This window comes from Phyllobacterium ifriqiyense, assembly GCF_030817885.1.
In the GTDB taxonomy this organism is placed as follows: Bacteria; Pseudomonadota; Alphaproteobacteria; order Rhizobiales; family Rhizobiaceae; genus Phyllobacterium; species Phyllobacterium ifriqiyense.
The window spans coordinates 1,798,924-1,823,685 of the sequence record NZ_JAUSZT010000003.1 but is presented as its reverse complement, the minus strand read 5'-3'; the positions used below and the strand labels follow the sequence as shown (position 1 = coordinate 1,823,685).

Genomic DNA, 24,762 nt, shown 5'->3' with positions numbered 1-24,762 from the left:
GATGCAATAAACTTCGTCTGTATCTGCGACATCCGCTACAGCGAGAAGTCAAATCGGTAGGTTGCCTGCAAACCAAACGTTGCCTGATTAGCTGACCCACGCTCTTTGACCAGACTTGAATCGGCAGCAGGTCCCATCAAACGGTTATACTCCGCATAGGCGCTTGTCGTGATCTTGTCTGTGGTCTTCCAGGTAATTTGTCCGCCGATTCCGAGCGACTTCAGCCCCCCTCCTGGCCGGTATTCCTTAAGGCCAGACGCAGCAGACTCTGCTGGATTAACACCGTAATATTCACGGAAGTAATCTTTCGTCGCGACAGTAGCGCGTGGACCGGCGGACACACGCACCGTTGGAGTAATATCCGTAAAGGCATCAACAGCGAAATCTGCAACCACGCCATCATGCGCGCCAATGCCACGACGAACTTCAACGCGGCCGCGGACATTATCTGTCGGATAGAATTCGGCAAACCCGCCAACTTCTACGCCCCAATCGGTATCATGCAGTCCCTTCAAATCGCGTGAGTCATCATCGTCGCGCCCGGAAACCAGCTTGCCCGTCAGACCGGCGCGAAACACGCCGGTATCGATAAAGCCGATGGAAGCATTGTCATTCAGGGACGAGAATTTTTCAGACTTGCCAGCGCGTCCAAGTGAAATAACCGGAGCGGCCAGCAGGCGATAATCGCTTGCGCCATCATAGCGCGGCGCAACAAATCCCTTTGCTCCCAATGTCAGATACCAGTCGCCCGACCACCAATGATCGCCTCTTGAGCTGCTGGCCGGTGTTTCCGCGTCACTATAATATTCATCCGCAAGCACTATGGCGGGGGACGCGAAAAATACTGCGCCAGCAAGGGCGCCAATCAAACGAACAGACATATCTTGACTCCGAAATTTGCCTTGGGAGACGGCAATTCCAGACCAAGGCTACGAAAGGATAGATAAAATTGGATTTATTCTTATGGTAAACGATTTGCCATTTCAGACAAAATTAATCGTGTTATCCAGCGGCGAGAGCGGCTTCACACCCTGTAAAAGTCCCCGTGCCTCTTCTTCATCCCTTCTGATCTGAAGCATCATAGGCTCCAGCCCATCGAATTTTTCTTCGCCACGAAGGTATGCAAAGAAGGAAACAGCGCAGATCTCACCGTATAGATCGCCGGAAAAATCGAAAACGTACGTTTCCAAAAGTGGCTCGCCATCCGTGTCAACTGTGGGCCTGCGTCCGAAGCTGGCCACGCCATCGTAAAGGGTGCCATCAGCCCGGCGAAAGCGAACCGCATAGATGCCATGCTTCAAATGAGTTTCCGGGGGCAGAACCATATTGGCAGTAGGATAACCGATGGTCCGACCAAGCTGCTTGCCGTGAACCACTTTTGCCCGAATGCGATGGCGATATCCCAACAGGCCGGCCGCCTCTACAACGTCGCCCTCCCCGAACAGCGAGCGAATGCGGCTGGATGATACGGCCTGTCCGCCTTCATCGCGAAACGCATCAACCAGCGTGACATGGAAACCGCGCTTGTCACCGGCCTCCATGAGAAAAGCGGGGCCGCCTTGGCGATTTTTGCCAAAATGAAAATCAAAGCCGGTGACGATGCGGCTTGCATGCAGGGCACCGACCAGAATCTGGTCAACGAAGTCATCGGCAGTCAATTGCGAGAATTCGCGCGTGAACGGGCATTCCACCACGGCGTCGAAGCCCAAAGCCTCCAGAATAGTAGCTTTTTCAGCTGCCGGTGTCAGCCGGTCCACCGGTTGGTCCGGCACAAAGACGCTGCGTGGATGCGGCTCGAACGTTAAAACCAGCGAGGGCCTGCCCGCAGCCTGAGCCGCTTCCAAAGCGCGTTCGAGAACTGCTTGATGCCCACGATGCACCCCGTCAAAGTTACCAATCGCGACAACAGCGTCTCTTAAATCAGCTGGCAGCTGCGTGGGGTCCGTCAAGCGCAAAATTTGCATAGCTGCTTGTCCTCAAGCCAGAGCAGGCATCGTAGCAACAGGATTGCTTCCGTGTTTCTTCAGGAATTCCAGCAGCTTTTCGACATCGTGAACGCCACCATGGACATAATCACCCGCGTGAATGCCACCGGATATATATAGGACATCTATGCCAAAGAGATCAGCACCTTTGACATCCGTCAGCATACCATCGCCTATCGCAATGACACGGTTAAGTTTGACAGGTTTGCCACGCACCTCTTCAGCTGCGGCTATGGAAGCCTCATAAATCGGTCGATGCGGCTTGCCGGCAATCAAGGTCCGGCCACCAAGCTGGCCATAATCGCGGGCCAAAGCACCGGCACACCAGATCAGACGATCTCCGCGCTCAACGACAATATCAGGATTGGCACAGATAAATGGCAGATCGCGCGAACGGAAACGCGTCAGCATTTCAGCATAATCAGCCGGTGTCTCCGTTTCGTCATCAAAATAACCAGTACAGACGACGACATCAGCCTCCCGCTCTTCCACAAGCTCAACGTCCAGTCCTTCGTAAAGCGTTTCATCACGCTCCGGTCCAAGGTGGAAGACCTTACGCGGCGAATTGCGGATCAATTCACGCGTAACATCGCCTGATGTAACGATCCGGTCATAGGCATCTTCGGGCACACCCAAGCCATGGATTTGCGCTGCCACGCTATCGAAGCGTCGCGGGGCGTTGGTTATCAGGACCACGGTCAAACCAGCGGCTCTGGCGCGAGCCAATGCTTTTGAAGCAGAGGCAAACGAATCGACACCATTGTGCAAAACACCCCAGACATCGCAAAGAAGCACGTCATAACGATCCATCAAGTCGTCCAGACTTGCCAAATGTACCATGTCGGTCATGCCGCTCTTCTCCATGCCAGTACTCCAGTTGCACCTCGCTTACCTGATTGCAGGAAAACTGTCACTTGGGATCATCATCAAAAGCTGTATCGACCGGTTGACAGTAAACACATGAACAAATATTGATATGTTTGTTATCAAACGAGGTTCAAATGGCGCATTCCCACGGCACGCACGGGCACGATCACGCACATGATCATGCTCCCAAAATAACGGCTGACAATGAGCGCAAGGTCCTGATCGCCTTCCTGATCACATTCACGTTTATGATTGTGGAAGTCATTGGGGGCCTTTTATCGGGTTCCTTGGCATTGATTGCCGACGCCGGACATATGTTGACGGATGCGGGGGCTCTCGCACTGGCCTATGCAGCATTTCGTTTTGGCAAACGCGCGGCTGATGAACGCCGCACATTTGGATATCTACGCTTTGAAGTCATTGCCGGCCTTATTAATGCGCTCGCACTTTTCGCCATTCTTGTCTGGATCGCCATCGAAGCCTTTGAGCGGTTTCGCAATCCCGGCGAGGTCCTCGCGGGTCCAATGTTTATCGTCGCAACGATAGGACTGCTCGTAAATATTGGCGTCTTCTGGATTTTGACCCGCGGCGACAAGGATCACGTCAACATCAAAGGTGCGATCTTGCATGTTCTTGGCGACCTGCTTGGTTCCGTAGCTGCCATTACGGCATCGGTCATTATCTATTATACTGGCTGGACACCAATCGATCCGATCCTTTCGGTCTTCGTGTGCTTGTTGATCCTGCGCAGCGCTTGGGCGCTCCTGCGTAATTCGCTGCATATTCTGCTTGAAGGCGCCCCGGAAAATGCCAAGCCGGAAGAAATCGAACAGCACTTGATGAAAACGGTCTCCGACCTGGCTGGCGTACGCCATGTCCACGTCTGGATGATCACATCCGGCAAGGCGCTGGCAACCTTGCATGTGAAGCCAAAAGAAGGCAGCGATCCGCGCCTGCTGGTGAAAGCCGTCGAGGCGGAGCTGATCAAAAAATTCGAGATCGAGCATTCGACCATTGCCATCGATTTTGCCGATGCTACCGGCGACTGCTGTCTTGGCAGCGACACCTCCGGCGAACATGACCACGATCACGGGGAGGATGGCCATAGCGGCCACGGCGATCATGATCATGCAGCGCATGACCATAGCCATGAAGGTCACAAACATTGAGCAAAATAACGATACCATCCCAGCTTGATACGACCATCCTCGCCGAGACATTCAAACTGCTTGGCGACCCGACGCGACTACGAATCCTGTTCTTTTGTCTCGAACACCCACGCTCCGTCGGCGACATTGCGGCAAGCCTGGATTTGTCGCAATCATTGGTCAGTCACCACTTGCGATTGCTGCGTGGGGCGCGTCTGGTGCGCGGCAACCGGCAGGCAAAGCAGATTTTTTATGAACTTGCTGACAAACATGTCAGCGACATGCTTGTCGATATGGCGCATCACGTATGCGAGGATAGTGACGACTAAAACTGCTTCATCGGATCGTTTTATACTTTAGGTAAGGCGCTCACCAAAGTTCTGGGCTCTTTTTCAAAGGACAAGTTGCCGCAATGGCGCGCAATCAAAGACAGCACATGCACATTGCTCGAGCGCTGGATGGTGAAATAGCGATGGAGCCTACCGGGGCCCTGCTATCTGAGTATGACGGCGTCCAACCTGGAACTTCGAATCCACCAATGTCATGAAAATTTCATCGCCTTTCCCTTGACTCTTTCGACCCCTCCCACTATCTCCGGCTCCAGTTAGCACTCACTATCAACGAGTGCTAATAACGCGAATGGCACAACTGTTTGCGAAACCGTTTTGACACCAACATCAAGGGTTCTAACCATGGCCAAGACCAAGTTCCGCCCGCTTCACGACCGCGTCGTAGTACGCCGCGTTGAATCGGAAGCAAAGACTGCAGGCGGCATCATCATTCCGGATACTGCCAAGGAAAAGCCACAGGAAGGCGAAATCGTCTCCGTAGGCACAGGCGCTCGTGACGAAGCTGGCAAGCTCATACCGCTCGATGTCAAGGCAGGCGATCACATCCTGTTCGGCAAGTGGTCCGGCACGGAAGTCAAGATCGGCGGCGAAGATCTGCTGATCATGAAGGAATCCGACATTCTCGGCATCCTCGGCTAATCACCGTCACCCAATAATATTTCGATCAAACCGGGTTAAATCCCAGGAGAGATAAAATGGCTTCTAAAGAAGTAAAATTCGGCCGCGACGCGCGTGAGCGCATGCTGCGCGGCGTTAATATCCTTGCAGATGCAGTCAAGGTAACGCTCGGCCCGAAAGGCCGTAACGTTGTCATCGACAAGTCCTTCGGCGCTCCACGCATCACCAAGGACGGCGTGACTGTTGCCAAGGAAATCGAACTTGAAGACAAGTTCGAAAACATGGGCGCACAGATGGTCCGTGAAGTCGCTTCGAAGACGAACGACATCGCTGGCGACGGCACCACGACTGCTACTGTTCTTGCTCAGGCAATCGTTCAGGAAGGCGGCAAGGCTGTTGCTGCTGGCATGAACCCGATGGATCTGAAGCGTGGCATCGATCTTGCTGTTGCAGAAGTCGTCAAGCAGCTCGGCAAGAGCGCCAAGAAGATCAAGACTTCGGAAGAAGTTGCGCAGGTTGGCACGATCTCTGCCAATGGCGAGACCGAAATCGGCGAAATGATTGCCAAGGCAATGCAGAAGGTCGGCAACGAGGGTGTCATCACCGTTGAAGAAGCCAAGACCGCTGAAACCGAACTCGAAGTCGTTGAAGGCATGCAGTTCGATCGCGGCTACCTGTCGCCATACTTCGTCACCAACCCTGAAAAGATGGTTGCTGATCTTGAAGATGCTTACATCCTTCTTCATGAAAAGAAGCTCTCGAACCTTCAGGCTCTTTTGCCAGTTCTCGAAGCTGTTGTTCAGACTTCCAAGCCACTCGTCATCATTTCTGAAGACGTAGAAGGCGAAGCTCTTGCTACGCTCGTTGTCAACAAGCTGCGCGGCGGTCTGAAGATTGCGGCTGTAAAGGCTCCTGGCTTCGGCGATCGCCGCAAGGCAATGCTTGAAGACATCGCTATCCTTACTGGCGGTCAGGTTATTTCCGAAGACCTCGGCATCAAGCTCGAAAGCGTTACGCTCGACATGCTCGGCCGCGCCAAGAAGGTGTCGATCACCAAGGAAAACACCACGATCGTTGACGGTCATGGCAAGAAGGGTGAAATCAACGCCCGCGTCGGCCAGATCAAGCAGCAGATCGATGAAACAACTTCCGACTATGACCGTGAGAAGCTGCAGGAACGTCTTGCCAAGCTCGCTGGCGGTGTTGCAGTTATCCGCGTTGGCGGTGCAACGGAAGTTGAAGTGAAGGAAAAGAAGGACCGCGTTGACGACGCTCTCAACGCGACGCGCGCTGCTGTTGAAGAAGGCATTGTTCCTGGCGGTGGTGTTGCTCTTCTACGTGCCTCTGCGAACCTTACTCTTAAGGGCGCAAATTCCGATCAGGATGCAGGCATCAACATCGTTCGTCGTGCTCTGCAGGCTCCGGCTCGTCAGATCGCGACAAATGCTGGCGATGAAGCTTCCATCGTTGTTGGCAAGATTCTTGAAAGCAAGAAAGAAACCTACGGCTACAATGCGGCCAATGGTGAATATGGCGATCTGATCGTCATGGGCATTGTTGATCCAGTCAAGGTTGTTCGTACTGCTCTGCAGGACGCAGCATCGGTTGCAGGTCTTCTAGTCACCACCGAAGCCATGATTGCCGAAGCTCCTAAGAAGGACAATGGCGGTGCTCCCCAGATGCCAGGCGGCGGAATGGGCGGCATGGGCGGCATGGACTTCTAAGAAGACCTCTCCCTATAGAATACGGAAAAGGCGGGTTTCGACCCGCCTTTTTTGTTGTACGAGTAAGCGTTTTTATTCGGCAGCTTGAGCGAAAGGCGGAGTGATTTCCGTAGCCTTGTTCGCGGAATCGAAGCTGGCCCGCGCATTGGCGATACGCGTTTCATTCTGGATGGCGAAGTCAGCAAGGTTGCGCACCGGCACAAGCAGATCGCGTCCAAGATCGGTAAGCTCATAATCCACACGCGGCGGGATTGTCGGAAACACCGTTCTCGTTACAAAACCGTCGCGCTCCAAGCCACGCAAAGTGCTGGTAAGCATCTTTTGAGAAATGCCATCAATCGAGCGTTTCAACTCGTTGAACCGCATTGAACCAGCGCCCAAATAATTAACGACCAGCACGGTCCACTTATCTCCGACACGGGAAAGAATCTGGTGGACCGCACCACAGGCAGGAGTTACCTCAAAGTGCTTCGGTTTCAAAAAAGTGCCTCCTTGCTAGAACTTTTAACAGTCACCTATATAGCTCCGGTCACAAATAGTTACCATCCCAAGATAAGGATTTCTGAAAATGGCAAAACTAAAAATCGGCGTCATCGTCGGCAGCACGCGCATTGGCCGGTTCGCCGAGTTTCCTGCCAAATGGATCGCTGACGTTGCAAGCCAACGCGATGATTTAGAGGTCGAGATTGTCGACCTGCTGGACTATCCTATGCATTTCTTTGGTGAAGAACGCAGCACGACGGCGGAAAGCGAAACCGCCGAGCGCTGGAAGAAGAAGATGCGCTCTTTCGACGGTTTTATTTTCACCGTCGCAGAGTACAACCACGCGCCAACTGCCGTGCTGAAGAATGCGATAGATCTTGGTGAGTTCATTCAAAAGCCAGTCGCTTTTGTGGGATATGGTGGTGTCGGCGGTGCACGCGCCGTTGAACATCTGCGTCTTATATTCGTTGAAATGGGTGCGGCATCTGTCAAGACCGGCGTCCATATTTCCTTCCCCGAATATTTGACTGTCGTTAAAGGGGAAAAGAAGCTTAGCGATTATCCGCACCTCAATGAGGCGGCAGGCGCCCAGCTTGATCAGCTTGTCTGGTGGGGCAACGCCTTGAAAGCTGCACGCGACGCCTAATGCTATTCGGCGGCTGCTTGTGCAGCCGCCTCCTTACTTGTCCGACCAGACCGCCAATTCGTAGCCTTCCGGATCAACAAAATGGAAGCGCTTCCCTCCGGGAAATTCAAATATCTCTTTTGAAATTTTTCCGCCCGCTTTTTTGACACGTTCCAGCGCATCCGCAAGATCATCGGCGAAAAGAATAACCAATGGGCCGCCAGATCTCACCCCCTCAGAATGAGCAAAACCGCCCTTGAGATTGCCGTCCGAAAACTCGCAATAGGCCGGGCCATAATCGGTGAAGGTCCAGCCGAATGCGGTGCCGTAGAAATCCTTCGCGCGCGAAATATCCTCGACGTTGAACTCGATATAGTTGATCTGTTTGTCTTGACCTGAACTATTGCTCATCCCTTACTCCAGCAATTGCGCTTCCAGCAAATCTCTCAGTTTCTGTAAGTCGCGCATAACCCATGCTGCGTCCGCAGTAAACTTTTCATCGTCAATGCCGGGCAATCGAAACAAGGTGAATATCACTTCGGAAGCATTGCCATTGGCAACGACGCGCAGGGGAATATAAACATTCTCTCCGGTTTCCGTTATTACCCAATGGTCTAACACGCCAAACTCATTATCGGGCGCAAACCGAAGACGCAGCTTTCCGGCGGGACCGTCAGCCACCCATTCATTTCCGGACTTCTGCAGGCCCGAAGTCAACCCCGATGCCCACTCCGGCAAATGCTCAGGTAAGCTTGCATAGCGGTAAACATCCTTCCAATCGCGTTGAATGGCGATCTGAAGAGTTCGTGCTTCCAGTGCTGTCATAGCTTGACCTCCCACCAGTGCTATAATCGATTTTATCTTAGCACCTTACGAAATCCAGACCAACATTCCGTGCTGGAACCTTGCCTCCCGGACCGCTTCGCAGTAGTCATTGCGCCAACTGTCACAGGAAAAATAGACGATGACTTCTACACGCACCGAAACAGACACGTTTGGTCCAATCGAAGTAGCTGCCGACAAATATTGGGGCGCACAGACCGAGCGCTCTTTGCATAATTTCAAGATCGGCGGCGAACGTATGCCCATCCCATTGGTTCGGGCACTTGGTATCGTAAAACGCGCTGCGGCAGAAACCAATATGGCTCTGGGCAAACTGGATGAAGTCACCGGCCGCGCAATTACAGTTGCCGCCGAAGAGGTTATCGAAGGCAAGCTCGATGATCATTTCCCGCTCGTCGTATGGCAGACTGGTTCCGGAACACAGTCCAATATGAATGCCAACGAGGTTATCTCTAACCGTGCCATTGAAATGCTCGGCGGAACGAAGGGCTCGAAGAAACCGGTCCATCCTAACGATCACGTCAATATGAGTCAGTCGTCAAACGACACATTTCCGACGGCCATTCATATTGCAACAGCCGTTGAGGCGACAAAGCGGCTCTACCCTGCCCTCACCCATCTGACTGAGGCGCTCGCCAAGAAGGAAAAGGTGTTCGCCGACATCATCAAGATCGGTCGCACTCACACACAGGATGCCACACCCGTCACACTTGGACAGGAGTTTTCGGGGTACCGCGCCGCGCTTGAATACGCCCGCAAACGCATCGAACAGAGCTTGGCGGACGTTTTCCTGCTGGCGCAGGGCGGTACTGCCGTCGGCACAGGATTGAATGCACCCGTGGGCTTTGATTCGGGCTTTGCTGAAGCTGTGTCAGACATAACGGGATTGCCGTTCAAGACGGCTCCAAACAAATTTGAGGCTCTGGCGAGCCATGGCGCGTTGGCGAATTTCCATGGCAGCCTGAATGCGCTTGCTACTGATCTTTTCAAGATTGCCAATGATATTCGCTTTCTGGGGTCGGGGCCCCGTTCGGGTCTCGGTGAGTTGAAATTGCCAGAAAACGAACCTGGTTCCTCGATTATGCCAGGCAAGGTCAACCCAACCCAAGCAGAAGCACTGACGATGGTTGCAGCACAGGTTTTCGGTAATCAAACTACCGTTACAGTGGCAGCGAGCCAAGGCCACTTTGAACTGAATGTGTTCAAGCCGGTTATCGCGCTCAATGTACTCCAGTCCATTCGCCTGCTTGCCGATTCGATGGTGTCATTTGCCGATAATTGTGTTGAGGGCATCGAAGCCGACGAAGTTCGCATCAAGGATTTGCTCGAACGTTCGCTCATGCTCGTCACTGCGTTGGCTCCGGCCATCGGATACGACAATGCGGCCAAGATCGCCAAGACAGCGCATAAGAACGGGACGACTTTGCGTGAGGAAGCGCTTGCCAGCGGACATGTGTCAGCCGAGGACTATGATCGTCTTGTGCGGCCGGAACGGATGATCGCTCCGGAATAAGCAGTGGATTTGATGAACAATCTGTTGTCGAAAAAGTGACTTTAGTAAACAGTATGCATCGCGTACTGACCGCGCAGTCACTTTTTTGGAGAAAAATCTATGTCTAACAATGGCATTCTGGTTCTGATCGGTCGCATTCTGCTTTCGGTCATGTTTATCATGGCTGGCTGGGGCAAGCTAACAGCTATCGGCGGTACTGCTGCCTATTTTGGCGGCATGGGTTTGCCAGCGCCAACAGTTGTTGCGGTTCTTGTCGGTCTGCTTGAATTCTTCGGGGGCATTGCAGTTCTCGTTGGCTTCCAGACCCGTATTGCAGCTCTCTTGCTTGGCCTCTTCACTTTGGCCGCCACGGCGACTGCTCACCTGAACTGGGCTGGCGATGCCGGCATGACCCAATTCATGTTCTTTCAGAAAAACCTGGGCGTAGCTGGTGGTTTCTTTGTCCTGGCTGCTTATGGAGCTGGTGCACTTTCAATCGACGCAAAGCGCGGTTAAACGAAAATATCATTCGCTTATAAAGGCCGCTTCACGCGGCCTTTATTTTTATTGTTGCGTCAATTGGTAGGCTGGACTTCACTCACAAGCACCGGCTTTTCCCGATATTCCTGCGGAAAGAGCTTGCTCAAGTTTTTGATCTTGGGCAGATCATTGTAGACGATATAGGGCTGCGTCGGATTAATGGTCGCATAATCCTGATGATAGGCTTCTGCCGTGTAAAAAGCCTTGAGAGGCTCGACCTTGGTCACTATCGGATCTGAATAGACCTTGGCTTTGTCGAGCTGGTCTATATAGGCCTTCACCACTTTTTCTTGATCTACGCTGGTCGTGAACACTGCAGAGCGATATTGCGTGCCCGTATCTGGTCCTTGCCGGTTCAGTTCGGTTGGGTTGTGAGCGACAGAAAAATAGACCTGTAAAATCTTGCCCAGGCTGACGGTCTTTGGATCAAACGTGACCTCAACCGCTTCCGCATGGCCGGTATCGCCGCCGCTCACAAGATCATAATTCGCAGTGCCCTTTTCTCCACCCGAATAACCTGACACAGCGTTTGTGACGCCCTTCATGTGCTGGTAAACACCCTGAACGCCCCAAAAACATCCGCCGGCAAGCACGATTTTTTCAGTTCCGGCCGCTATTGACTGATCCATCGCTGGCGGAGGCACCATCGTGACGCTTTCCGCGAATGCCATAGCTGGGGCAAATAGCAAGGTGGTTGCAAGTAACAAGTAACGAAGTTTCATTTGTTTTTCCTTCGAAATAGCTTAGGCAGCAGCGGGCATGAATTTCATGGCAACACCGTTCATGCAGTAGCGAAGACCGGTGGGTTGCGGGCCATCGTCGAAGACATGCCCTAGATGGCCACCGCAGCGATGACACTCCACCGCCGTACGCACCATGCCGAACGAGTTGTCGGATTTCTCGATCACCGCACCTTTTATCGGCTGCCAGAAGCTGGGCCAGCCAGTACCACTGTCAAACTTCTTTTCGGATTCAAAAAGCTGCTGATCACAACCAGCGCAGGCAAATATGCCTTTACGTTTTTCATGATTTAACGGGCTGGTGAAGGGCGCTTCCGTGCCTTCCTGACGCAGCACATCATACTGCTCCGGCGTCAAAAGTTTCTTCCATTCAGCATCCGTGTGTTCAATTTCGAATGTACCCGTAGCGTGAGCCTTGGGCATGGTCGCAAAGCGCGCGGCAACAACTGCACCAAATGTGGCCACAGCGCCTCCGAACAGGGTTCGACGTGTCATCATGGATAAGCTCCCTGCATGATGATACCGAATTATTTCGGCTTCATGCAGGGAAATACGAAGGAAGAACCCAAAAGGTTACGTTCAAGCGGACGGATCACAGAGAGTTGATGGATTTACAGCTAACCGAGCGCTGCCTTTATGCGCTGCGATAGTTCTGATACAGCCTTGGCGTCTGCTGCCGCACGCGAAGAAATCAAACATGCCTGCGACTTCAGGATGACGCCATCTTCCAGAATTTTGAGCTGATTGGCACGCAGCGTAGACCCTGTCGATGTAATATCGACGATGATATCTGCCGACCCGGAGGCAGGAGCACCTTCGGTTGCGCCAAGGCTCTCAACGATGCGATAAACCTGGATACCGTGCATCTGTGAGAAAAATTGCTGGGTTAACCGCCAATATTTTGTTGCAATACGCAAACGACGACCGTGGCGCTGGCGGAAATCGGCAGCAACGTCATCAAGGTCCGCCATGGTAGATACGTCGTACCAAACCTCTGGCACAGCGACGATCACATCCGCATGGCCAAAGCCAAGCCGTGCCTCGATTTGCACCCGATCATCGGCGGAAGACAGGGTTTCACGAATGAGGTCTTCGCCGGTTACACCAAGATCGACGCTGCCATATCCCAGTTCACGGGCAATCTCGGAAGCAGAAAGGAAAAGAATGTCAATTTGGCCCTCGCCCGCTACCTGCGCCCTGTAGTTACGCTGATCACTCGGAAGGAGGACTTCCAAACCGGCTTTCCTGAGTACTTCAAGAGCCTGCTCCTTAAGCCGCCCCTTTGATGGAAGTGCTAATGTGATGGTCATTTTGCATCTCCAGCTATCTGCTCGAGACGGTCAAGCCAGATGGAAAAGCCCACACCCGGGATCGAACCGACAGCACCAAGCATCGTCAGCAGCCGATCATAACGGCCGCCGCCAACGATAGCACCAATTTCGGCATTGCTCACTGCACGGGTTTCGTAGACCAGACCCGTATAATAATCGAGCGGACGCCCAAACGAAGCGTCGTAGATGATGGTTTCATCTCCGATACCCGCTTCCACGATCGATACAGAACGCGCCTCGAATTGTTCCAAAGCTGGACCCAAATCGAATTCATTTGCGCGCGCATATCGCAACAGATGCCCCGCTGCTGATTGCAAAGGAATGCGGATCGCCAGAAAATCCTGAAGTGCCGAAATCGCCTTGGGCTGCAAGCGCACGGAAGCAAGGGCCACTTTATCGATGAGACGGCGAGCAATTTCAACAGGTGTACGACCGGCCCCTGGAGAAATGCCAGCCGACTCCATATCCTTTTCCAATTCGGCGGCGAGCGCGGCCTCGTCACCTTTGGCAACCAGCGCTGCAAGATGGACCGGCAGATCGCCATTTTGTCTGTCGGATGACAAATCCTTCAACAAGCCCTTGAGCTGATCAGGATTGCCGAAAGCCCGGACAAGCTTTTTTTGCCAGCCGCGTGGCAGGCCGAGAGCTGCCAGAACCGCTTCAAAGATCGCTTGGTCTCCAAGCAAGGTTTCCAGCTGGGCATCGGGCGCAACGAGCCTTATGGAAGCCAGAGCGTCCGCTAGAGAGCGTGCATCGGCTCGGGCGCGATTGGCATCGCCCAAATCTTCAATACCCGCTTGGAAGAACTCATTGCCACCATCGCGCCGCTGGCGGAATACCTCGCCTAGATAAGCATAACGTTTTGGCGTCGCAGCATTGAGTTCGATATGATTGCGACAGACCGGGATTGTAAATTCAGGGCGCAGACACAGGCCTTGGCCTGTTTCATTCTCCGTGAGGAAAATCCTTCGGCGCAAATCTTCACCAGCCATATCGAGAAACTGGTCCGCAGGCTGGATGACAGGAATATCGACAAGTTCCGCTTCCCTGCTCGCTATCAACGCGGCAAGTCTATCGCTAAATAAAGGAGCACGGGAAGCAACCATTCGAGCTTACGAGGCCTTTGCTGCGTTGACGCGATCTTGGGCCTGCGCATCGAGAATCTTACGCACCTCCGCGATAATATCGCTTTCCTTTGCCGTGATCTGTGCAGGGCGGCTTTCGCGCCAGGTAATATTATCCTCGATTTCGGCCGATAAACGTGCGCCTTCGATCAAATCCTTGATCTGCACCTCGCCAAGATCACGTTCCTGCGAACCCTGAATGATGACGCAGGGAGCGCCGCGACGGTCCGCATATTTCATCTGCGGCTTCATGCCGGAGCCACCAAGATACATTTCGGCACGGATACCGGCCTGCCGCAGATCGGATACCATTTTCTGGTAGCGGCCAAGGCTTTCCGTATCGCGGTCCATGACCATTACGACAACGGGTCCGATATTGTCGGACATATCGAGCTTTCCGAGATTTTTGAGCGCGGTCATCAGGCGGGAAACACCGATAGAAATACCTGTTGCCGGCACGGGTTCAGAGCGAAAACGCGAAACAAGTCCATCATAGCGTCCGCCGCCTCCCACCGAGCCGAAACGGACAATCTGGCCATCTTCGTTTGGAATTTCAGCAAGAAGCTCCGCTTCGAAAACGGGGCCGGTATAATATTCAAGACCCCGCACGACGGATGGATCAATCTTGACGCGGCCATCATAACCGGCGGCAGAACAAAGCGCCTCTATTGTACCAAGTTCAGCGACGCCCTCTGCGCCTTTATCATTGCCGGTGACAACTTTTTCCAGATTGGCAATAGTAGCACTGCCCGTCGCAGCGCCTGCCGCAGTGAAATCAAGAACCTGCTTGATAGCGGCCTCATCCAGGTTTGCACCTTTGGTGAAATCGCCGCTTTCGTCTTTGCGGCCTTTTCCAAGCAACTCACGAACGCCCTCGACACCAAACTTATCAAGCTTGTCGATGGCGCGCAGCACAGTCAGGCGTCTGCCGGCATTCTCATCGCCGCCGAGCCCAATCGCCTCAAGCACCCCATCAAGAACCTTGCGATTATTGACGCGGATTACGTAGTCGCCGCGCTGAATGCCGAGCGCCTCCATGACGTCAGCCATCATCATGCACATCTCGGCATCGGCCGAGACATTGGGCGCACCCACCGTATCCGCATCGAACTGCATGAACTGACGGAAGCGGCCGGGGCCTGGCTTTTCGTTACGGAATACCCATCCAGCCCGGTAGCTGCGATATGGCTTCGGGATGCTTTCGTAATTTTCGGCGACATAGCGCGCCAACGGCGCGGTCAAGTCATAGCGCAGCGAAAGCCATTGCTCATCATCGTCCTGAAACGAGAACACGCCTTCATTCGGGCGATCCTGATCAGGAAGGAATTTTCCAAGCGCATCGGTATATTCAATCAATGGCGTTTCAACTGACTCAAAACCATAAAGCTCATAGACTTTGCGGATTTCCGCCATCATTTTTTCGGCGGCGCGCAAATCATCCGGTGTCCGGTCCACGAAACCGCGCGGCAGCCGCGCTTTTACCCTGTCTGCCTTGGTTGCCATGATGATGATCCGATATCCTGAGATGAAGCTGATTGCCGAAGCGGGTTTGCTCTAGCTTATCAGGCTCCCAAGGGCAAGGATTGAACGTTATTTGGGCCTTTTGAAACTTGCACGGATGGTTTCAATTTCCTGACGACATTTGCAGCCCTCGATATGATCATTCACGAGACCCATCGCCTGCATATGCGCATACATTGTTGTTGGCCCCACGAAACTCCAGCCGCGCTTCTTCAAATCCTTGGAAAGACGCGTTGACGTCGGTGATGTGGGATTGGCCACGAGGGTTGCATAATCGACAATCTTGGGGCGCTCGTCTGCGGGCGGCTCAAACGACCAGAAATAGGCGGCAAGCGAGCCGGTTTCTTTAACCAGTTCGATAGCGCGATTGGCATTGTTGATAGCAGAATTTATCTTGCCGCGATGGCGGATAATGCCAGCATTACCAAGCAGCCGTTCGACATCCTTATCGGTATACCGGGCGATCTTGTGATAGTCGAAACCATCAAAAGCTTCGCGAAAATTCGCGCGCTTGCGCAGAATTGTCAGCCATGAAAGCCCGGATTGAAAACCTTCGAGGCATATTTTTTCAAACAGTCGCGTGTCGTCCGTTACCGGCCTGCCCCATTCATTGTCGTGGTAGCGAATATATTCAGGCAAAGCACCAGGCCAGAAACAGCGCGTAGCGCCGTCATCACCTTTTATCAGGCCGGTCTTCACGGGAACATCTTCAGTCATAACCAGTCCTCTTTACTTTTTACCGGCGATTAACCAGCTTGCAACACGCTTCGGTAACCATACCAAATGGTTTCCGCCCAAAATTGCGCTTTATCGATTCTCGTTCACTTTTTTCTACCCTGCCACTGGCAAACTCAATCCGAAACCTGACAAAACCTGTCAGCAGAGTTATATTACGAGACTGAGTTCCATGAAGTCTGCGCGCCTGCTTTTGCTATCCTGCATTGGCCTTACCATCGCCTCCGGCGCATTTGCCAGCGAACGTTATGCTACCCGCCCGCCTGTGGTCATGAGTCCTGACTTATCGGCTCCATGGGTTATGCAACTACGCCAGCGGCCTGTCGGCACACCGGTTAATCCGCGCGGATATGTTGTCTTTGACGAGCAGCCAAGCCCACGTGCCAAGCAACGCGAACGCCGAGCAGCGCGTAAAAACCTTAGCTCCAATCCTGCTGTGCGCGAAGTTTCGTTTCAGCGCCCCACCGCTCCATCAACTGACGCTAAACCAAAAAAACGGGAAATGAACGCGAAGTTCCTGCCGCAGAGCGTAGCTTATGATGGTCCTGAGCAACCCGGAACAATTGTCATCGATACGGCGCAACGTTTTCTCTACCTGGTCGAAGCCGGTGGAACGGCGCAGCGATACGGCGTCGGCGTTGGCAAAGAAGGCTTTGGCTGGTCCGGTACGAACACGATAAGTCGCAAAGCAGAATGGCCGTCTTGGTACCCGCCAGCCGAGATGATCAAACGTGAGAAACGCAAGGGCCGTATTCTACCTGCGCATATGGAGGGTGGCGTTGAAAATCCTCTTGGCGCCCGAGCGCTCTATCTAGGATCCACGCTTTACCGTATTCACGGGACAAATGCGCCATGGACGATCGGTCAGTCCGTGTCGAGCGGCTGTATTCGCATGCGCAACGAAGACGTCACCGATCTCTATGAGCGGGTGAATGTTGGTACAAAAGTTATCGTCAGATAAGGTTACGGGGGCCGGCATCAGGGGTGGTGCCGGAAAAGGCAGCGGCGCATTTTTGAATGCGTCGCTGCCCTTTATTCAGCAATGTTAAGCACAGGCTTGGCTTGCGGGACGCAGGAAGGTTGCGGACCGCCATAAGCCCAATCCAGCAACTCTACCGTATGGACAATCGGCAATCTGGTTCCAGTCGCAATCTGGGTAATGCAACCTATATTACCCGTTGCAATCAAGCTGGCTCCGGTGGCCTCTATATTCTTGACCTTGCGGTTCCGAAGCGTGCGGGCGATTTCGGGCTGCAAGATGTTATAGGTGCCAGCCGAACCGCAACAGAGATGACCTTCAGCGGGTTCCTTGACAATAAAACCGGCGGCCTTCAGCAAATCCTTAGGCTGACGGGTAATTTTTTGGCCATGCTGCATGGAACAGGCTGAGTGATAGGCGACTGTGACCCCCGTTTGATACGCAGCCTCTGGTAAATCCAGCATTGTCAGATACTCGGTAACATCTTTTGCCAAGGCAGAGATGCGTGCGGCTTTCTCTTTATAGGCAGCGTCAAGTCGCAGCATATAACCATAATCCTTGATCGTCGTCCCGCAGCCTGAAGCCGTGATGACGATCGCATCAAGGCCACCATTCTCTAGCTCGCGCGTCCATATATCGACATTCCGGCGGGCATTTTCCAAGGCAGCTTCCTCGCGTCCCATATGGTGCACGAGCGCGCCACAACAGCCCTCGCCTTTTGGTACAGTTACCTCAATGCCAAGCCGGGTCAGCAGCCGGATCGTTGCCTCGTTAATTTCGGGGGCAAGGACTGGCTGCGCGCAGCCGGTTAAAATGGCGACTCGTCCCCTTTTTGCTGTTTTCGCCTTGTGCGTACCCGCTTCTGCATAGGACGATTTTGCAGCAAGCGATTTGGGTGCAAGTTCCAGCATTGCAGCCATGGGCTTCAAAGCCGCAACGGATTTGAACAGAGGGATCAACGGCCTGCCAAATCTGGCTGCCGTCAATGCAAGGCGGAAACGCGACGGATAAGGCAGAACCAGCGCAAGCAGGGCACGCGTCAGACGATTGATGAATGGCCGTTTATAGGTTTTCTCGATATGCGCCCGGGCATTGTCCACCAAGTGCATATAATTTACACCGGAAGGACAGGTTGTCATGCAGGCAAGACAGGACAGACACCTGTCCACGTGCTTGACGATCTGCTCATCCGCCGCCCTCCCATTTTCAAGCATGTCCTTGATCAGGTAAATGCGCCCACGCGGGCTATCGAGTTCATTGCCTAGCGTGACATAGGTAGGACAGGTCGCGGTACAAAATCCGCAATGCACACATTTGCGCAGTATCTTTTCCGACTCTGCGACACCGGGATCAAGTAATTGCTCGGGAGTAAAGTTGGTTTGCATCCTACACTCCTGCAACCATGCGACCGGGATTAAATATGCCGCTGGGGTCAAACTGTTGTTTCAACCTTTTCGACAGGGCTGCCAAGGGCGCGGGTTGCGGTTCGAATACGGGCAATGCGGCACGCAGAGCCACTGAAGCACGCACCAATGTTGCGTGACCTCCGCCATACTTTGCAACAAGCGCACGGACAGCCTCTGCCTCCGGATCGCCTTCCATCCGCAGCCAGATCAAGCCGCCCTGCCAGTCATAAAACGCGTCGACCGCCGCGCCCATGCGAAGAGAGGCAACCAGTTTGTAAGCCTCCATCGGCGCCATCGACACCCGCCAGACCGGACGCTCTGTTCCATCCGCGAATGGTATGACATCGCGGATTTCGCGCCACAGATTTCGGGATATATCTTCGCTCAACGTGTCAACCGCACCCGCTGACGCCAATAGTTTTTTTAGCATTTCCGCGCGATCGGCGACGGAAGGCGCAAAACCTTCAAGACGAAGCAAAGTCGAGGCTTCACCTTGAAGGGTACCGCCAATCACACGGCTGGCGACATTGCCGGGTAGATGCGCCGCGGAAGCCACCTCTCCGCTTGAACCCATTGCAATCGCCATCGCCCGGGCGGCTTCATCATCGGCTAATCCGCGCAGTACCAGAGTGGTCTCAGCTTCGGGCTTGGGCAGAACTTTAAATGTGATTTCTGTTGCAACACCCAAGGTTCCCCACGAATGTGCCATGCCTTTCGAAAGATCATAACCCGTCACGTTTTTGACGACACGGCCACCTGACTTGAACAATTCGCCTCGCCCGGAGACAACCCGCACACCCAAGACGTGATCGCGCGCTGAGCCCGCCTTAAGGCGGCGGGGGCCGCAAAGATTTGTAGCAAGAAGGCCGCCAAGACTGCCCTGCCTCGCAGCTTTACCAAGCAATGGCCCATAATCCATTGGCTCAAACTGAAATGCCTGACCGCTGGCAGCAAGCAGTGCTTCCAGTTCAGCCACCGGTGTTCCGGCCTTTGCCGCCAGCACGAGCTCGTCGGGCTCGTAGAGTGTCACGCCCGAATAGGTTGATAAGGCGATCGTGTGTTCCGTTTGCAAAGGACGTCCGAGTTCGCGCTTGGAGCCCTGACCGATGATCTCAATCGGGGCTTGTTCAGACAGCGCCCATTGCACGATCTCGACAATCTCATCTTCGGAGTGGGGATTGAATGTGCTCAAGTTCAGAATCTCGGTATATCTGGAAATGGCACCTTACCTCGATGCACATGCATCCGGCCAAGCTCCGCACAACGATGCAACTGCGGAAAGACTTTGCCGGGATTTAACAAGTGCCGTTCATCGAAAGCGCACTTGACGCGGATCTGTTGATTGAGATCGATTTCGTTAAACATTTCCGGCATGAGGTCACGCTTCTCAACACCGACCCCATGTTCGCCGGTCAATACGCCCCCGACTTTCACGCAAAGCCGCAATATATCCGCACCAAAGCTTTCTGCCTTGTGCAATTCGTCCGGGATATTGGCGTCATAAAGGATGAGCGGGTGGAGATTGCCATCGCCTGCATGGAAAACATTGGCAACGCGCAAGCCATATTTCTCAGAAAGCTCGCGCATCCCGGCAAGGACTTTCGGCAGCTCTTTTCGCGGGATTGTGCCATCCATGCACAGGTAGTCGGGCGAAATACGACCAACCGCCGGGAAGGCAGCCTTGCGCCCAGCCCAAAATGCCATGCGCTCCTCTTCGCTCTGCGATATGACGCAAGTCGTCGCGCCATTCTTGCGACCGATGGCTTCAACCATAGTGATGAGGTGGTCAACCTCGACGGCCGGCCCGTCCAATTCGATAATGAGCAATGCTTCAACGTCAAGAGGGTAGCCCGCATGAACGAAATCTTCGGCCGCGTGGATCGCCGGCCGATCCATCATTTCCATACCACCTGGAATTATCCCCGCTGCAATAATTTCTGCCACGCATTGCCCGGCCTGCTCGCTTGTAGGAAAGCCTACCATAAGCGCACGTGCTGTCGTTGGCTTTTGCAAAATGCGAACAGTAACTTCAGTGACAACCCCAAGCAAACCCTCCGAACCGGTCATGAGTCCCAAGAAGTCATAGCCTTCGCTATCGAGATGCTTACCGCCAAGCCGAATGACTTCGCCGGTTATCAGCACCATCTCCAGACCCAGAACATTGTTTGCTGTCAGCCCGTATTTCAGACAGTGAACGCCGCCGGAATTTTCTGCAACATTGCCTCCAATCGAACAGGCAATTTGCGAAGAAGGATCAGGCGCATAATAAAAACCTTCATGTTCTACTGCCTTGGTTATTCCCAGGTTGGTGACGCCCGGCTGCACAACAGCGGTTCTGTTGGGGTAATCAATCTCAAGAATGCGGTTGAAGCGGGTCATGACCAGAAGCACCGCATCTTCTAGGGGTAAAGCCCCACCAGACAATGATGTGCCAGAGCCGCGCGGAACAACCTTCACATTGTTTTCATAGCAATATTTGAGAATGAGCGAGACCTGCGCCACGGTCTGGGGAAGTACCACAACAAGCGGCAACTGGTGATAAGCAGTCAGCGCATCCGATTCGAATACGCGCATTTCGTTCGTGGCATCAACGACGCCTTCGCCCGGAACAATTGCCTGCAGGGCTGCAACAATAGCTGCACGACGCGACATGGTTGCTTCGTCAGCCTTTGGCATAACAAGTCCCGGCATTGTTCCTCCCAGTCACAGTCTTCGGAAAGAGCTATAACATCCCAATGATCCGCTTAGACTGCGTCATGCTGTTCCAGTGGTCAATTCAGACATTCATATTTGTCAAAGCATCAAACCGTGCCAAGATTTGATTTCGAAACAGCTTTCAATGACGGATCATGAAAACAGTCGATTTCAAACATGCCCGGGGTCCCGATAAATTGCGCGTCTATGCCATAGGCGACGTGCATGGCAGGCTTGATCTTTTGCAAGAGATGCATCGACGTATCTACATGGAGAATGAAAAGTCACCGCCCTTTGATTGGGTGGTTGTGCATCTTGGCGATTATGTTGATCGGGGACTTCACTCCTGCGGCGTCATCGATTTCCTGATTAATGGACAACGCAAAAATCATCGAATACTTGCACTGGCCGGTAATCACGAAGTTGGTTTTGTTGATTTTCTCAATACTGGCGACGCTTACGGTGTTTTTGCTCGCTGCGGGCGGTCGCCAGACGGGGTTGTCCTATGGTGTGAATATTGATTTCAACAATGAACTGTCGGTCGCATCAGGTCATGAAGCATTGAAGCGCGCTGTGCCGAACAGCCACGTGGATTTTATCAGACGGCTACCCCGATCAATGGTCTTTGGAGATTTTTTCTTCTGCCACGCCGGTATTCGCCCCGGCATTGCGCTTGAACGACAGAGTCAGGAAGATTTGATCTGGATCAGGTCCGAGTTTTTGGATGATCAACGGCCTCATTCAAAAATCATCATCCACGGGCATACGCCAGCGACCGAGGTCGAAATCAGGCCAAATCGAATTAATTTGGATACTGGTGCTTATGCCAGCGGACGGCTTAGCGCGATTATGATCGATGGACCGAACAAGACGTTTCTTGAAGCAACCGTATAAGGCTATCGGCGAAACGACGTGCTTATCCCGTATCCATCGCTTGATACCGGATGCCCGCCAGCATCAACGGAAAACAAACCAACGCCCATGAACAAAATAGCTGACAGCATAAAGGCGGTCAAAAGGGCGGCACTTTTGGTGGTCATCTTAGGCGTTTCCGTTGCTAGCTTTGTTCTGGCTTGATGCCAGTTGTGCGTGTGCCCACTAAAGGACACACTCGTTACCAACTAGTGAATTGAAGACACGTTCCACATATTTGAGCAGCGTTGAAGCGATTCAGAATACACATGTTGCATAGCTGCAACTAAAGCCGGATGCCCGCTATCCGATCAGCGCTACCCACGCACGAGCCAGAGCGAGCCCTGCTGCGTCTGCAGCAGCACCATCCTTCGCAACGTTACCGGCATAATTAGCAAGCCAATCCGGATAACTTTCAACTATCTGGTCATGGAACACGTGTTTCCATTCGTCGACAAGGCGCGTGTCAGCCTCAAAGTGAAATTGGATACCGTAGACTGCCCGACCGATCCGGAAGGCTTGATTGGTTGTCATCTGGCTTAGGGCGAGATGTGTTGCCTGCTCCGGCAGCGTAAAAGTATCGCTGTGCCAATGAAAGATCGGAAACCGCTCTTCGACGGCGGAGAGCACCGGATCCGACGCAGCCTCAGCCGTGCAGATCACGTCTTGCCAGCCAAATTCCGCTGGACGGCCAAGAATGTTGGTAGCGCCATAGCCCCGCGCCACCAATTGGCTACCAAGACATATGCCAAGAACCGCCTTGTCCGCATCGCCAAATTTTTTGATGAGACCAGCGAGTTGCGGGAGATAGGGATATTCTTCGTCAGCCAGGGCATTTTGATCACCGCCAAGGACGACAATCGCGTCGTGATCGTCATGGCTGCTCGGCAAAGCTTCGCCAAGATAGGCGCTGCGAAGGTCAATCGAGGCATTGGCCTCATTTAACGCGGTGCCAACCTGTCCAAGTCCGGTATTGTGATAATTCTGAACGACAAGAACGTGCATGGCGACCCTGATGTGTAATGACTATGTTCCCGGATAGCATGAGGACTTAATGACCGGAAGCCGCAAGATGCCCCTGCAAAATCGTGTCACACCCTTTGGCGACATTATTGCTGTAACACAACGCGGCTCGCTGATGGGAAACCGCGGCATTATCCATGACCCCGCTACGAAAACGCTCTTAAAAAGGCGATGGTCATCGCGCGCCTGGATCATCTGCGTTTGCCAGTTCAAGAATGTACGGCGCGATATGATGGCGCGCCGAAGCTGGACTGAGCTGTTCTTTCTCGATGAAGCTACCGCTCTTAGCGCGGGGCATCGCCCCTGCTTCTACTGCCAGCGGCAAAGAGCCAAAGAGTTTCAAGCGGCCTGGGCTGATGGAAACGCAACCGAGCTGCCATCTGCGCCACAGATGGATGCAATACTTCACGGCGAAAGGCTTGATCAAAAGGGCCGCAAAAGACACTACCCACTCAAAAGCGCAGTTCGCGACCTGCCCGATGGAACCATGCTGGCCAGCGGAGCCAATGCTTTTCTGGTCAGAAAGGGGGAGACGCTGCTCTGGTCTTGGGAAGGCTATTCATCGGCTGAAATCGAATTATCCAAGGCAACCTTGCTTACACCGCCTTCCACAGTTCGGGCTCTCAGAGCAGGCTTCACACCGCTTACGAGATAAGACTTCAAATTTTTGCATTGACAATCACCGGCCTGCGAAAGCTCCAGCCCAGACTTGTTCCGGCAGCGGCAATCAGAGTTATCGCTGAGCCTAGTAGCTGACTTGCCTGCAAAGCATGACCGAAGGCAAAATAATCAACCAGAATGGCGGCCACCGGATAAATGAAGGATAGCGAGCCAGTAATGTGAGTGGGTAGTCTCTGTATAGCGCTGTAGAGCAGGATATACATCAGCCCAGTATGCACGATGCCTATGGTTATGATGCTCGCCCACTCGCCCGTACTTTGTGGCAGAGTAGTAAAATCGGCAAGGGGCGCGAGCATCACAATGCCGACGCTCACTTGGATCAGCGCTATCAAATGCGGCGGGGTGCCTCTCAACCGTTTGGCGACGATCGCTGCTATGGCATAGAGAAATGCCGCGCCGAGCGCCAAAGCAATACCGGCCATGTAGTCAGATCCGCTATAGATTCCGCCTGGCTTCGCCTGCACGATCAACAACATGCCCGCAAATGCGAGTGCCAGCCACGCCAGCTTTGTAACTGTGAGCTTTTCCTTGAACATTAAGGCTCCCAAACCGACGAGCATGAACGGCTGTACATTATAAACTGTGGTGGCGATTGCGATGGATGCGCGCGGGTAGGCAGCAAACAGCAGAACCCAATTAAGCACAATTGCGACACCGCCTATCATGGCCAGTCCCAGAATTTTCAACGAGATCACATTAGGGCGAAGCAAACCCAAAGCGCCGCAAATAAGCAGCAATGTCAACGCGCCTATGGCGCAGCGCCAGAACACCACAGAGAAAACAGGTTGACCTGACATCAATACGAACCAGCCAATCGTACCGGAAATGACCATTGCTGCGGTCATTTCCAAACTGCCTCTGACGATATCTCTTTCCATTGCCTGTTCTCCTTAGCTGTTAAGGAACAGACTATGCGGCGGCTTCGGGATTTGATATGATTT

At 53.3% G+C, this 24,762-nt stretch carries 28 protein-coding genes; 11 read left to right on the top strand and 17 right to left on the bottom strand.

Annotated elements, in window-relative coordinates:
* Window positions 1-35: 35 nt before the first annotated feature.
* The 3 genes from QFZ34_RS16530 to QFZ34_RS16520 all read right to left on the bottom strand — a co-directional run bounded on the left by QFZ34_RS16530 (window position 36) and on the right by QFZ34_RS16520 (window position 2,825).
* Window positions 36-881: a MipA/OmpV family protein gene (locus tag QFZ34_RS16530; RefSeq protein WP_307282988.1), complete on the bottom strand. Its 846-nt coding sequence runs from the start codon at window positions 879-881 to the stop codon at window positions 36-38.
* Between the two features lie 102 nt (window positions 882-983).
* Entirely contained in the window at window positions 984-1,964 is a 981-nt protein-coding gene (locus QFZ34_RS16525; RefSeq protein ID WP_307282985.1) for a bifunctional riboflavin kinase/FAD synthetase, read from the bottom strand.
* Window positions 1,965-1,976: 12 nt separating this feature from the next.
* Window positions 1,977-2,825: a TIGR01459 family HAD-type hydrolase gene (locus QFZ34_RS16520; protein ID WP_307286396.1), complete on the bottom strand. Its 849-nt coding sequence runs from the start codon at window positions 2,823-2,825 to the stop codon at window positions 1,977-1,979.
* A gap of 161 nt (window positions 2,826-2,986) precedes the next feature.
* On the opposite strand from QFZ34_RS16520, the gene QFZ34_RS16515 reads away from it, so the two are divergent.
* The 4 genes from QFZ34_RS16515 to groL all read left to right on the top strand — a co-directional run bounded on the left by QFZ34_RS16515 (window position 2,987) and on the right by groL (window position 6,692).
* The gene (locus tag QFZ34_RS16515) at window positions 2,987-4,021 is read left to right on the top strand and encodes a cation diffusion facilitator family transporter (RefSeq protein ID WP_307282982.1); all 1,035 of its coding nucleotides are present in this window, start codon (window positions 2,987-2,989) and stop codon (window positions 4,019-4,021) included.
* On the top strand, window positions 4,018-4,329 hold the full coding sequence (locus QFZ34_RS16510) for an ArsR/SmtB family transcription factor (protein WP_115055215.1): 312 nt from the start codon (window positions 4,018-4,020) through the stop codon (window positions 4,327-4,329). The genes QFZ34_RS16515 and QFZ34_RS16510 overlap by 4 nt, the downstream gene beginning before the upstream one ends.
* A 363-nt stretch (window positions 4,330-4,692) precedes the next feature.
* On the top strand, window positions 4,693-4,989 hold the full coding sequence (gene groES, locus QFZ34_RS16505) for a co-chaperone GroES (RefSeq protein ID WP_115055216.1): 297 nt from the start codon (window positions 4,693-4,695) through the stop codon (window positions 4,987-4,989).
* Between the two features lie 56 nt (window positions 4,990-5,045).
* Window positions 5,046-6,692: a chaperonin GroEL gene (gene groL, locus QFZ34_RS16500; protein WP_115055217.1), complete on the top strand. Its 1,647-nt coding sequence runs from the start codon at window positions 5,046-5,048 to the stop codon at window positions 6,690-6,692.
* 72 nt (window positions 6,693-6,764) lie between these two features.
* Here the strand turns inward: groL and QFZ34_RS16495 are convergent, their stop codons facing one another.
* Window positions 6,765-7,172 (bottom strand): winged helix-turn-helix transcriptional regulator, encoded by a 408-nt coding sequence (locus QFZ34_RS16495; protein ID WP_115055218.1) that lies wholly within the window; start codon window positions 7,170-7,172, stop codon window positions 6,765-6,767.
* An 88-nt stretch (window positions 7,173-7,260) separates the two neighbouring features.
* Between QFZ34_RS16495 and QFZ34_RS16490 the strand changes: the two genes are divergently transcribed.
* Window positions 7,261-7,821, top strand: coding sequence for an NADPH-dependent FMN reductase (locus tag QFZ34_RS16490; protein ID WP_115055219.1), 561 nt, complete (start codon window positions 7,261-7,263; stop codon window positions 7,819-7,821).
* A 33-nt stretch (window positions 7,822-7,854) separates the two neighbouring features.
* Here the strand turns inward: QFZ34_RS16490 and QFZ34_RS16485 are convergent, their stop codons facing one another.
* Both QFZ34_RS16485 and QFZ34_RS16480 read right to left on the bottom strand, forming a co-directional pair.
* On the bottom strand, window positions 7,855-8,211 hold the full coding sequence (locus QFZ34_RS16485) for a VOC family protein (protein ID WP_307282971.1): 357 nt from the start codon (window positions 8,209-8,211) through the stop codon (window positions 7,855-7,857).
* A 3-nt stretch (window positions 8,212-8,214) separates the two neighbouring features.
* The gene (locus tag QFZ34_RS16480) at window positions 8,215-8,625 is read right to left on the bottom strand and encodes an SRPBCC family protein (RefSeq protein ID WP_115055221.1); all 411 of its coding nucleotides are present in this window, start codon (window positions 8,623-8,625) and stop codon (window positions 8,215-8,217) included.
* 139 nt (window positions 8,626-8,764) lie between these two features.
* Here QFZ34_RS16480 and fumC point away from each other — a divergent pair, with 139 nt between their 5' ends.
* Complete coding sequence (gene fumC, locus QFZ34_RS16475) at window positions 8,765-10,156, top strand: class II fumarate hydratase (RefSeq protein WP_307282967.1); 1,392 nt, start codon at window positions 8,765-8,767, stop codon at window positions 10,154-10,156.
* A gap of 99 nt (window positions 10,157-10,255) precedes the next feature.
* Window positions 10,256-10,651, top strand: coding sequence for a DoxX family protein (locus QFZ34_RS16470; protein WP_115055223.1), 396 nt, complete (start codon window positions 10,256-10,258; stop codon window positions 10,649-10,651).
* 59 nt (window positions 10,652-10,710) lie between these two features.
* Here QFZ34_RS16470 and msrA read toward each other — a convergent pair whose 3' ends face one another.
* The 6 genes from msrA to QFZ34_RS16440 form a co-directional block, all read right to left on the bottom strand.
* Window positions 10,711-11,397, bottom strand: a complete 687-nt coding sequence (gene msrA, locus QFZ34_RS16465; RefSeq protein WP_370878802.1) for a peptide-methionine (S)-S-oxide reductase MsrA — start codon at window positions 11,395-11,397, stop codon at window positions 10,711-10,713.
* A 21-nt stretch (window positions 11,398-11,418) separates the two neighbouring features.
* On the bottom strand, window positions 11,419-11,913 hold the full coding sequence (gene msrB, locus QFZ34_RS16460) for a peptide-methionine (R)-S-oxide reductase MsrB (protein ID WP_115055225.1): 495 nt from the start codon (window positions 11,911-11,913) through the stop codon (window positions 11,419-11,421).
* 119 nt (window positions 11,914-12,032) lie between these two features.
* Entirely contained in the window at window positions 12,033-12,725 is a 693-nt protein-coding gene (gene hisG / locus QFZ34_RS16455; RefSeq protein ID WP_307282961.1) for an ATP phosphoribosyltransferase, read from the bottom strand.
* Window positions 12,722-13,852 (bottom strand): ATP phosphoribosyltransferase regulatory subunit, encoded by a 1,131-nt coding sequence (locus QFZ34_RS16450; protein ID WP_307282959.1) that lies wholly within the window; start codon window positions 13,850-13,852, stop codon window positions 12,722-12,724. Before QFZ34_RS16450 ends, hisG begins: the two co-directional genes overlap by 4 nt.
* Before the next feature lie 6 nt (window positions 13,853-13,858).
* Entirely contained in the window at window positions 13,859-15,373 is a 1,515-nt protein-coding gene (gene hisS / locus QFZ34_RS16445) for a histidine--tRNA ligase (RefSeq protein ID WP_307282956.1), read from the bottom strand.
* Between the two features lie 87 nt (window positions 15,374-15,460).
* On the bottom strand, window positions 15,461-16,108 hold the full coding sequence (locus QFZ34_RS16440; RefSeq protein WP_307282953.1) for a DNA-3-methyladenine glycosylase I: 648 nt from the start codon (window positions 16,106-16,108) through the stop codon (window positions 15,461-15,463).
* Between the two features lie 190 nt (window positions 16,109-16,298).
* On the opposite strand from QFZ34_RS16440, the gene QFZ34_RS16435 reads away from it, so the two are divergent.
* A complete protein-coding gene (locus QFZ34_RS16435; RefSeq protein ID WP_307282950.1) occupies window positions 16,299-17,087 on the top strand; it encodes a L,D-transpeptidase in 789 nt (262 codons plus the stop codon).
* A gap of 71 nt (window positions 17,088-17,158) precedes the next feature.
* On the opposite strand, the gene glcF is transcribed toward QFZ34_RS16435, so the two are convergent.
* The 3 genes from glcF to QFZ34_RS16420 are packed head-to-tail and all read right to left on the bottom strand — an operon-like array spanning window position 17,159 to window position 21,202.
* Window positions 17,159-18,490: a glycolate oxidase subunit GlcF gene (gene glcF, locus QFZ34_RS16430; protein ID WP_307282947.1), complete on the bottom strand. Its 1,332-nt coding sequence runs from the start codon at window positions 18,488-18,490 to the stop codon at window positions 17,159-17,161.
* 1 nt (window position 18,491) lies between these two features.
* The gene (gene glcE, locus QFZ34_RS16425) at window positions 18,492-19,703 is read right to left on the bottom strand and encodes a glycolate oxidase subunit GlcE (protein ID WP_307282943.1); all 1,212 of its coding nucleotides are present in this window, start codon (window positions 19,701-19,703) and stop codon (window positions 18,492-18,494) included.
* Between the two features lie 2 nt (window positions 19,704-19,705).
* Window positions 19,706-21,202: an FAD-linked oxidase C-terminal domain-containing protein gene (locus QFZ34_RS16420; protein WP_307282941.1), complete on the bottom strand. Its 1,497-nt coding sequence runs from the start codon at window positions 21,200-21,202 to the stop codon at window positions 19,706-19,708.
* A gap of 158 nt (window positions 21,203-21,360) precedes the next feature.
* Between QFZ34_RS16420 and QFZ34_RS16415 the strand changes: the two genes are divergently transcribed.
* Window positions 21,361-21,726 carry a metallophosphoesterase gene (locus QFZ34_RS16415; RefSeq protein ID WP_307282938.1) on the top strand — a complete coding sequence of 122 codons (366 nt, stop codon included), beginning with the start codon at window positions 21,361-21,363 and terminating at the stop codon, window positions 21,724-21,726.
* Complete coding sequence (locus tag QFZ34_RS16410) at window positions 21,668-22,099, top strand: metallophosphoesterase family protein (RefSeq protein ID WP_307282936.1); 432 nt, start codon at window positions 21,668-21,670, stop codon at window positions 22,097-22,099. Before QFZ34_RS16415 ends, QFZ34_RS16410 begins: the two co-directional genes overlap by 59 nt.
* A gap of 321 nt (window positions 22,100-22,420) precedes the next feature.
* Here QFZ34_RS16410 and QFZ34_RS16405 read toward each other — a convergent pair whose 3' ends face one another.
* Window positions 22,421-23,122, bottom strand: coding sequence for a type 1 glutamine amidotransferase (locus QFZ34_RS16405; RefSeq protein ID WP_307282933.1), 702 nt, complete (start codon window positions 23,120-23,122; stop codon window positions 22,421-22,423).
* 67 nt (window positions 23,123-23,189) lie between these two features.
* On the opposite strand from QFZ34_RS16405, the gene QFZ34_RS16400 reads away from it, so the two are divergent.
* Window positions 23,190-23,795: a hypothetical protein gene (locus QFZ34_RS16400; RefSeq protein WP_307286390.1), complete on the top strand. Its 606-nt coding sequence runs from the start codon at window positions 23,190-23,192 to the stop codon at window positions 23,793-23,795.
* Between the two features lie 4 nt (window positions 23,796-23,799).
* Here QFZ34_RS16400 and QFZ34_RS16395 read toward each other — a convergent pair whose 3' ends face one another.
* Entirely contained in the window at window positions 23,800-24,699 is a 900-nt protein-coding gene (locus tag QFZ34_RS16395) for a DMT family transporter (protein WP_307282930.1), read from the bottom strand.
* Window positions 24,700-24,762: the final 63 nt, after the last annotated feature.

Coding starts and splice junctions, on each gene's coding strand:
- QFZ34_RS16530 (WP_307282988.1), bottom strand. CDS start 881: ATGTCTGTTCGTTTGATTGGCGCCCTTGCTGGCGCAGTATTTTTCGCG.
- QFZ34_RS16525 (WP_307282985.1), bottom strand. CDS start 1,964: ATGCAAATTTTGCGCTTGACGGACCCCACGCAGCTGCCAGCTGATTTA.
- QFZ34_RS16520 (WP_307286396.1), bottom strand. CDS start 2,825: ATGGTACATTTGGCAAGTCTGGACGACTTGATGGATCGTTATGACGTG.
- QFZ34_RS16515 (WP_307282982.1), top strand. CDS start 2,987: ATGGCGCATTCCCACGGCACGCACGGGCACGATCACGCACATGATCAT.
- groES (WP_115055216.1), top strand. CDS start 4,693: ATGGCCAAGACCAAGTTCCGCCCGCTTCACGACCGCGTCGTAGTACGC.
- groL (WP_115055217.1), top strand. CDS start 5,046: ATGGCTTCTAAAGAAGTAAAATTCGGCCGCGACGCGCGTGAGCGCATG.
- QFZ34_RS16490 (WP_115055219.1), top strand. CDS start 7,261: ATGGCAAAACTAAAAATCGGCGTCATCGTCGGCAGCACGCGCATTGGC.
- QFZ34_RS16485 (WP_307282971.1), bottom strand. CDS start 8,211: ATGAGCAATAGTTCAGGTCAAGACAAACAGATCAACTATATCGAGTTC.
- QFZ34_RS16480 (WP_115055221.1), bottom strand. CDS start 8,625: ATGACAGCACTGGAAGCACGAACTCTTCAGATCGCCATTCAACGCGAT.
- fumC (WP_307282967.1), top strand. CDS start 8,765: ATGACTTCTACACGCACCGAAACAGACACGTTTGGTCCAATCGAAGTA.
- QFZ34_RS16470 (WP_115055223.1), top strand. CDS start 10,256: ATGTCTAACAATGGCATTCTGGTTCTGATCGGTCGCATTCTGCTTTCG.
- msrA (WP_370878802.1), bottom strand. CDS start 11,397: ATGAAACTTCGTTACTTGTTACTTGCAACCACCTTGCTATTTGCCCCA.
- msrB (WP_115055225.1), bottom strand. CDS start 11,913: ATGATGACACGTCGAACCCTGTTCGGAGGCGCTGTGGCCACATTTGGT.
- hisG (WP_307282961.1), bottom strand. CDS start 12,725: ATGACCATCACATTAGCACTTCCATCAAAGGGGCGGCTTAAGGAGCAG.
- QFZ34_RS16450 (WP_307282959.1), bottom strand. CDS start 13,852: ATGGTTGCTTCCCGTGCTCCTTTATTTAGCGATAGACTTGCCGCGTTG.
- hisS (WP_307282956.1), bottom strand. CDS start 15,373: ATGGCAACCAAGGCAGACAGGGTAAAAGCGCGGCTGCCGCGCGGTTTC.
- QFZ34_RS16440 (WP_307282953.1), bottom strand. CDS start 16,108: ATGACTGAAGATGTTCCCGTGAAGACCGGCCTGATAAAAGGTGATGAC.
- QFZ34_RS16435 (WP_307282950.1), top strand. CDS start 16,299: ATGAAGTCTGCGCGCCTGCTTTTGCTATCCTGCATTGGCCTTACCATC.
- glcF (WP_307282947.1), bottom strand. CDS start 18,490: ATGCAAACCAACTTTACTCCCGAGCAATTACTTGATCCCGGTGTCGCA.
- QFZ34_RS16420 (WP_307282941.1), bottom strand. CDS start 21,202: ATGCCGGGACTTGTTATGCCAAAGGCTGACGAAGCAACCATGTCGCGT.
- QFZ34_RS16415 (WP_307282938.1), top strand. CDS start 21,361: ATGAAAACAGTCGATTTCAAACATGCCCGGGGTCCCGATAAATTGCGC.
- QFZ34_RS16405 (WP_307282933.1), bottom strand. CDS start 23,122: ATGCACGTTCTTGTCGTTCAGAATTATCACAATACCGGACTTGGACAG.
- QFZ34_RS16400 (WP_307286390.1), top strand. CDS start 23,190: ATGCCCCTGCAAAATCGTGTCACACCCTTTGGCGACATTATTGCTGTA.
- QFZ34_RS16395 (WP_307282930.1), bottom strand. CDS start 24,699: ATGGAAAGAGATATCGTCAGAGGCAGTTTGGAAATGACCGCAGCAATG.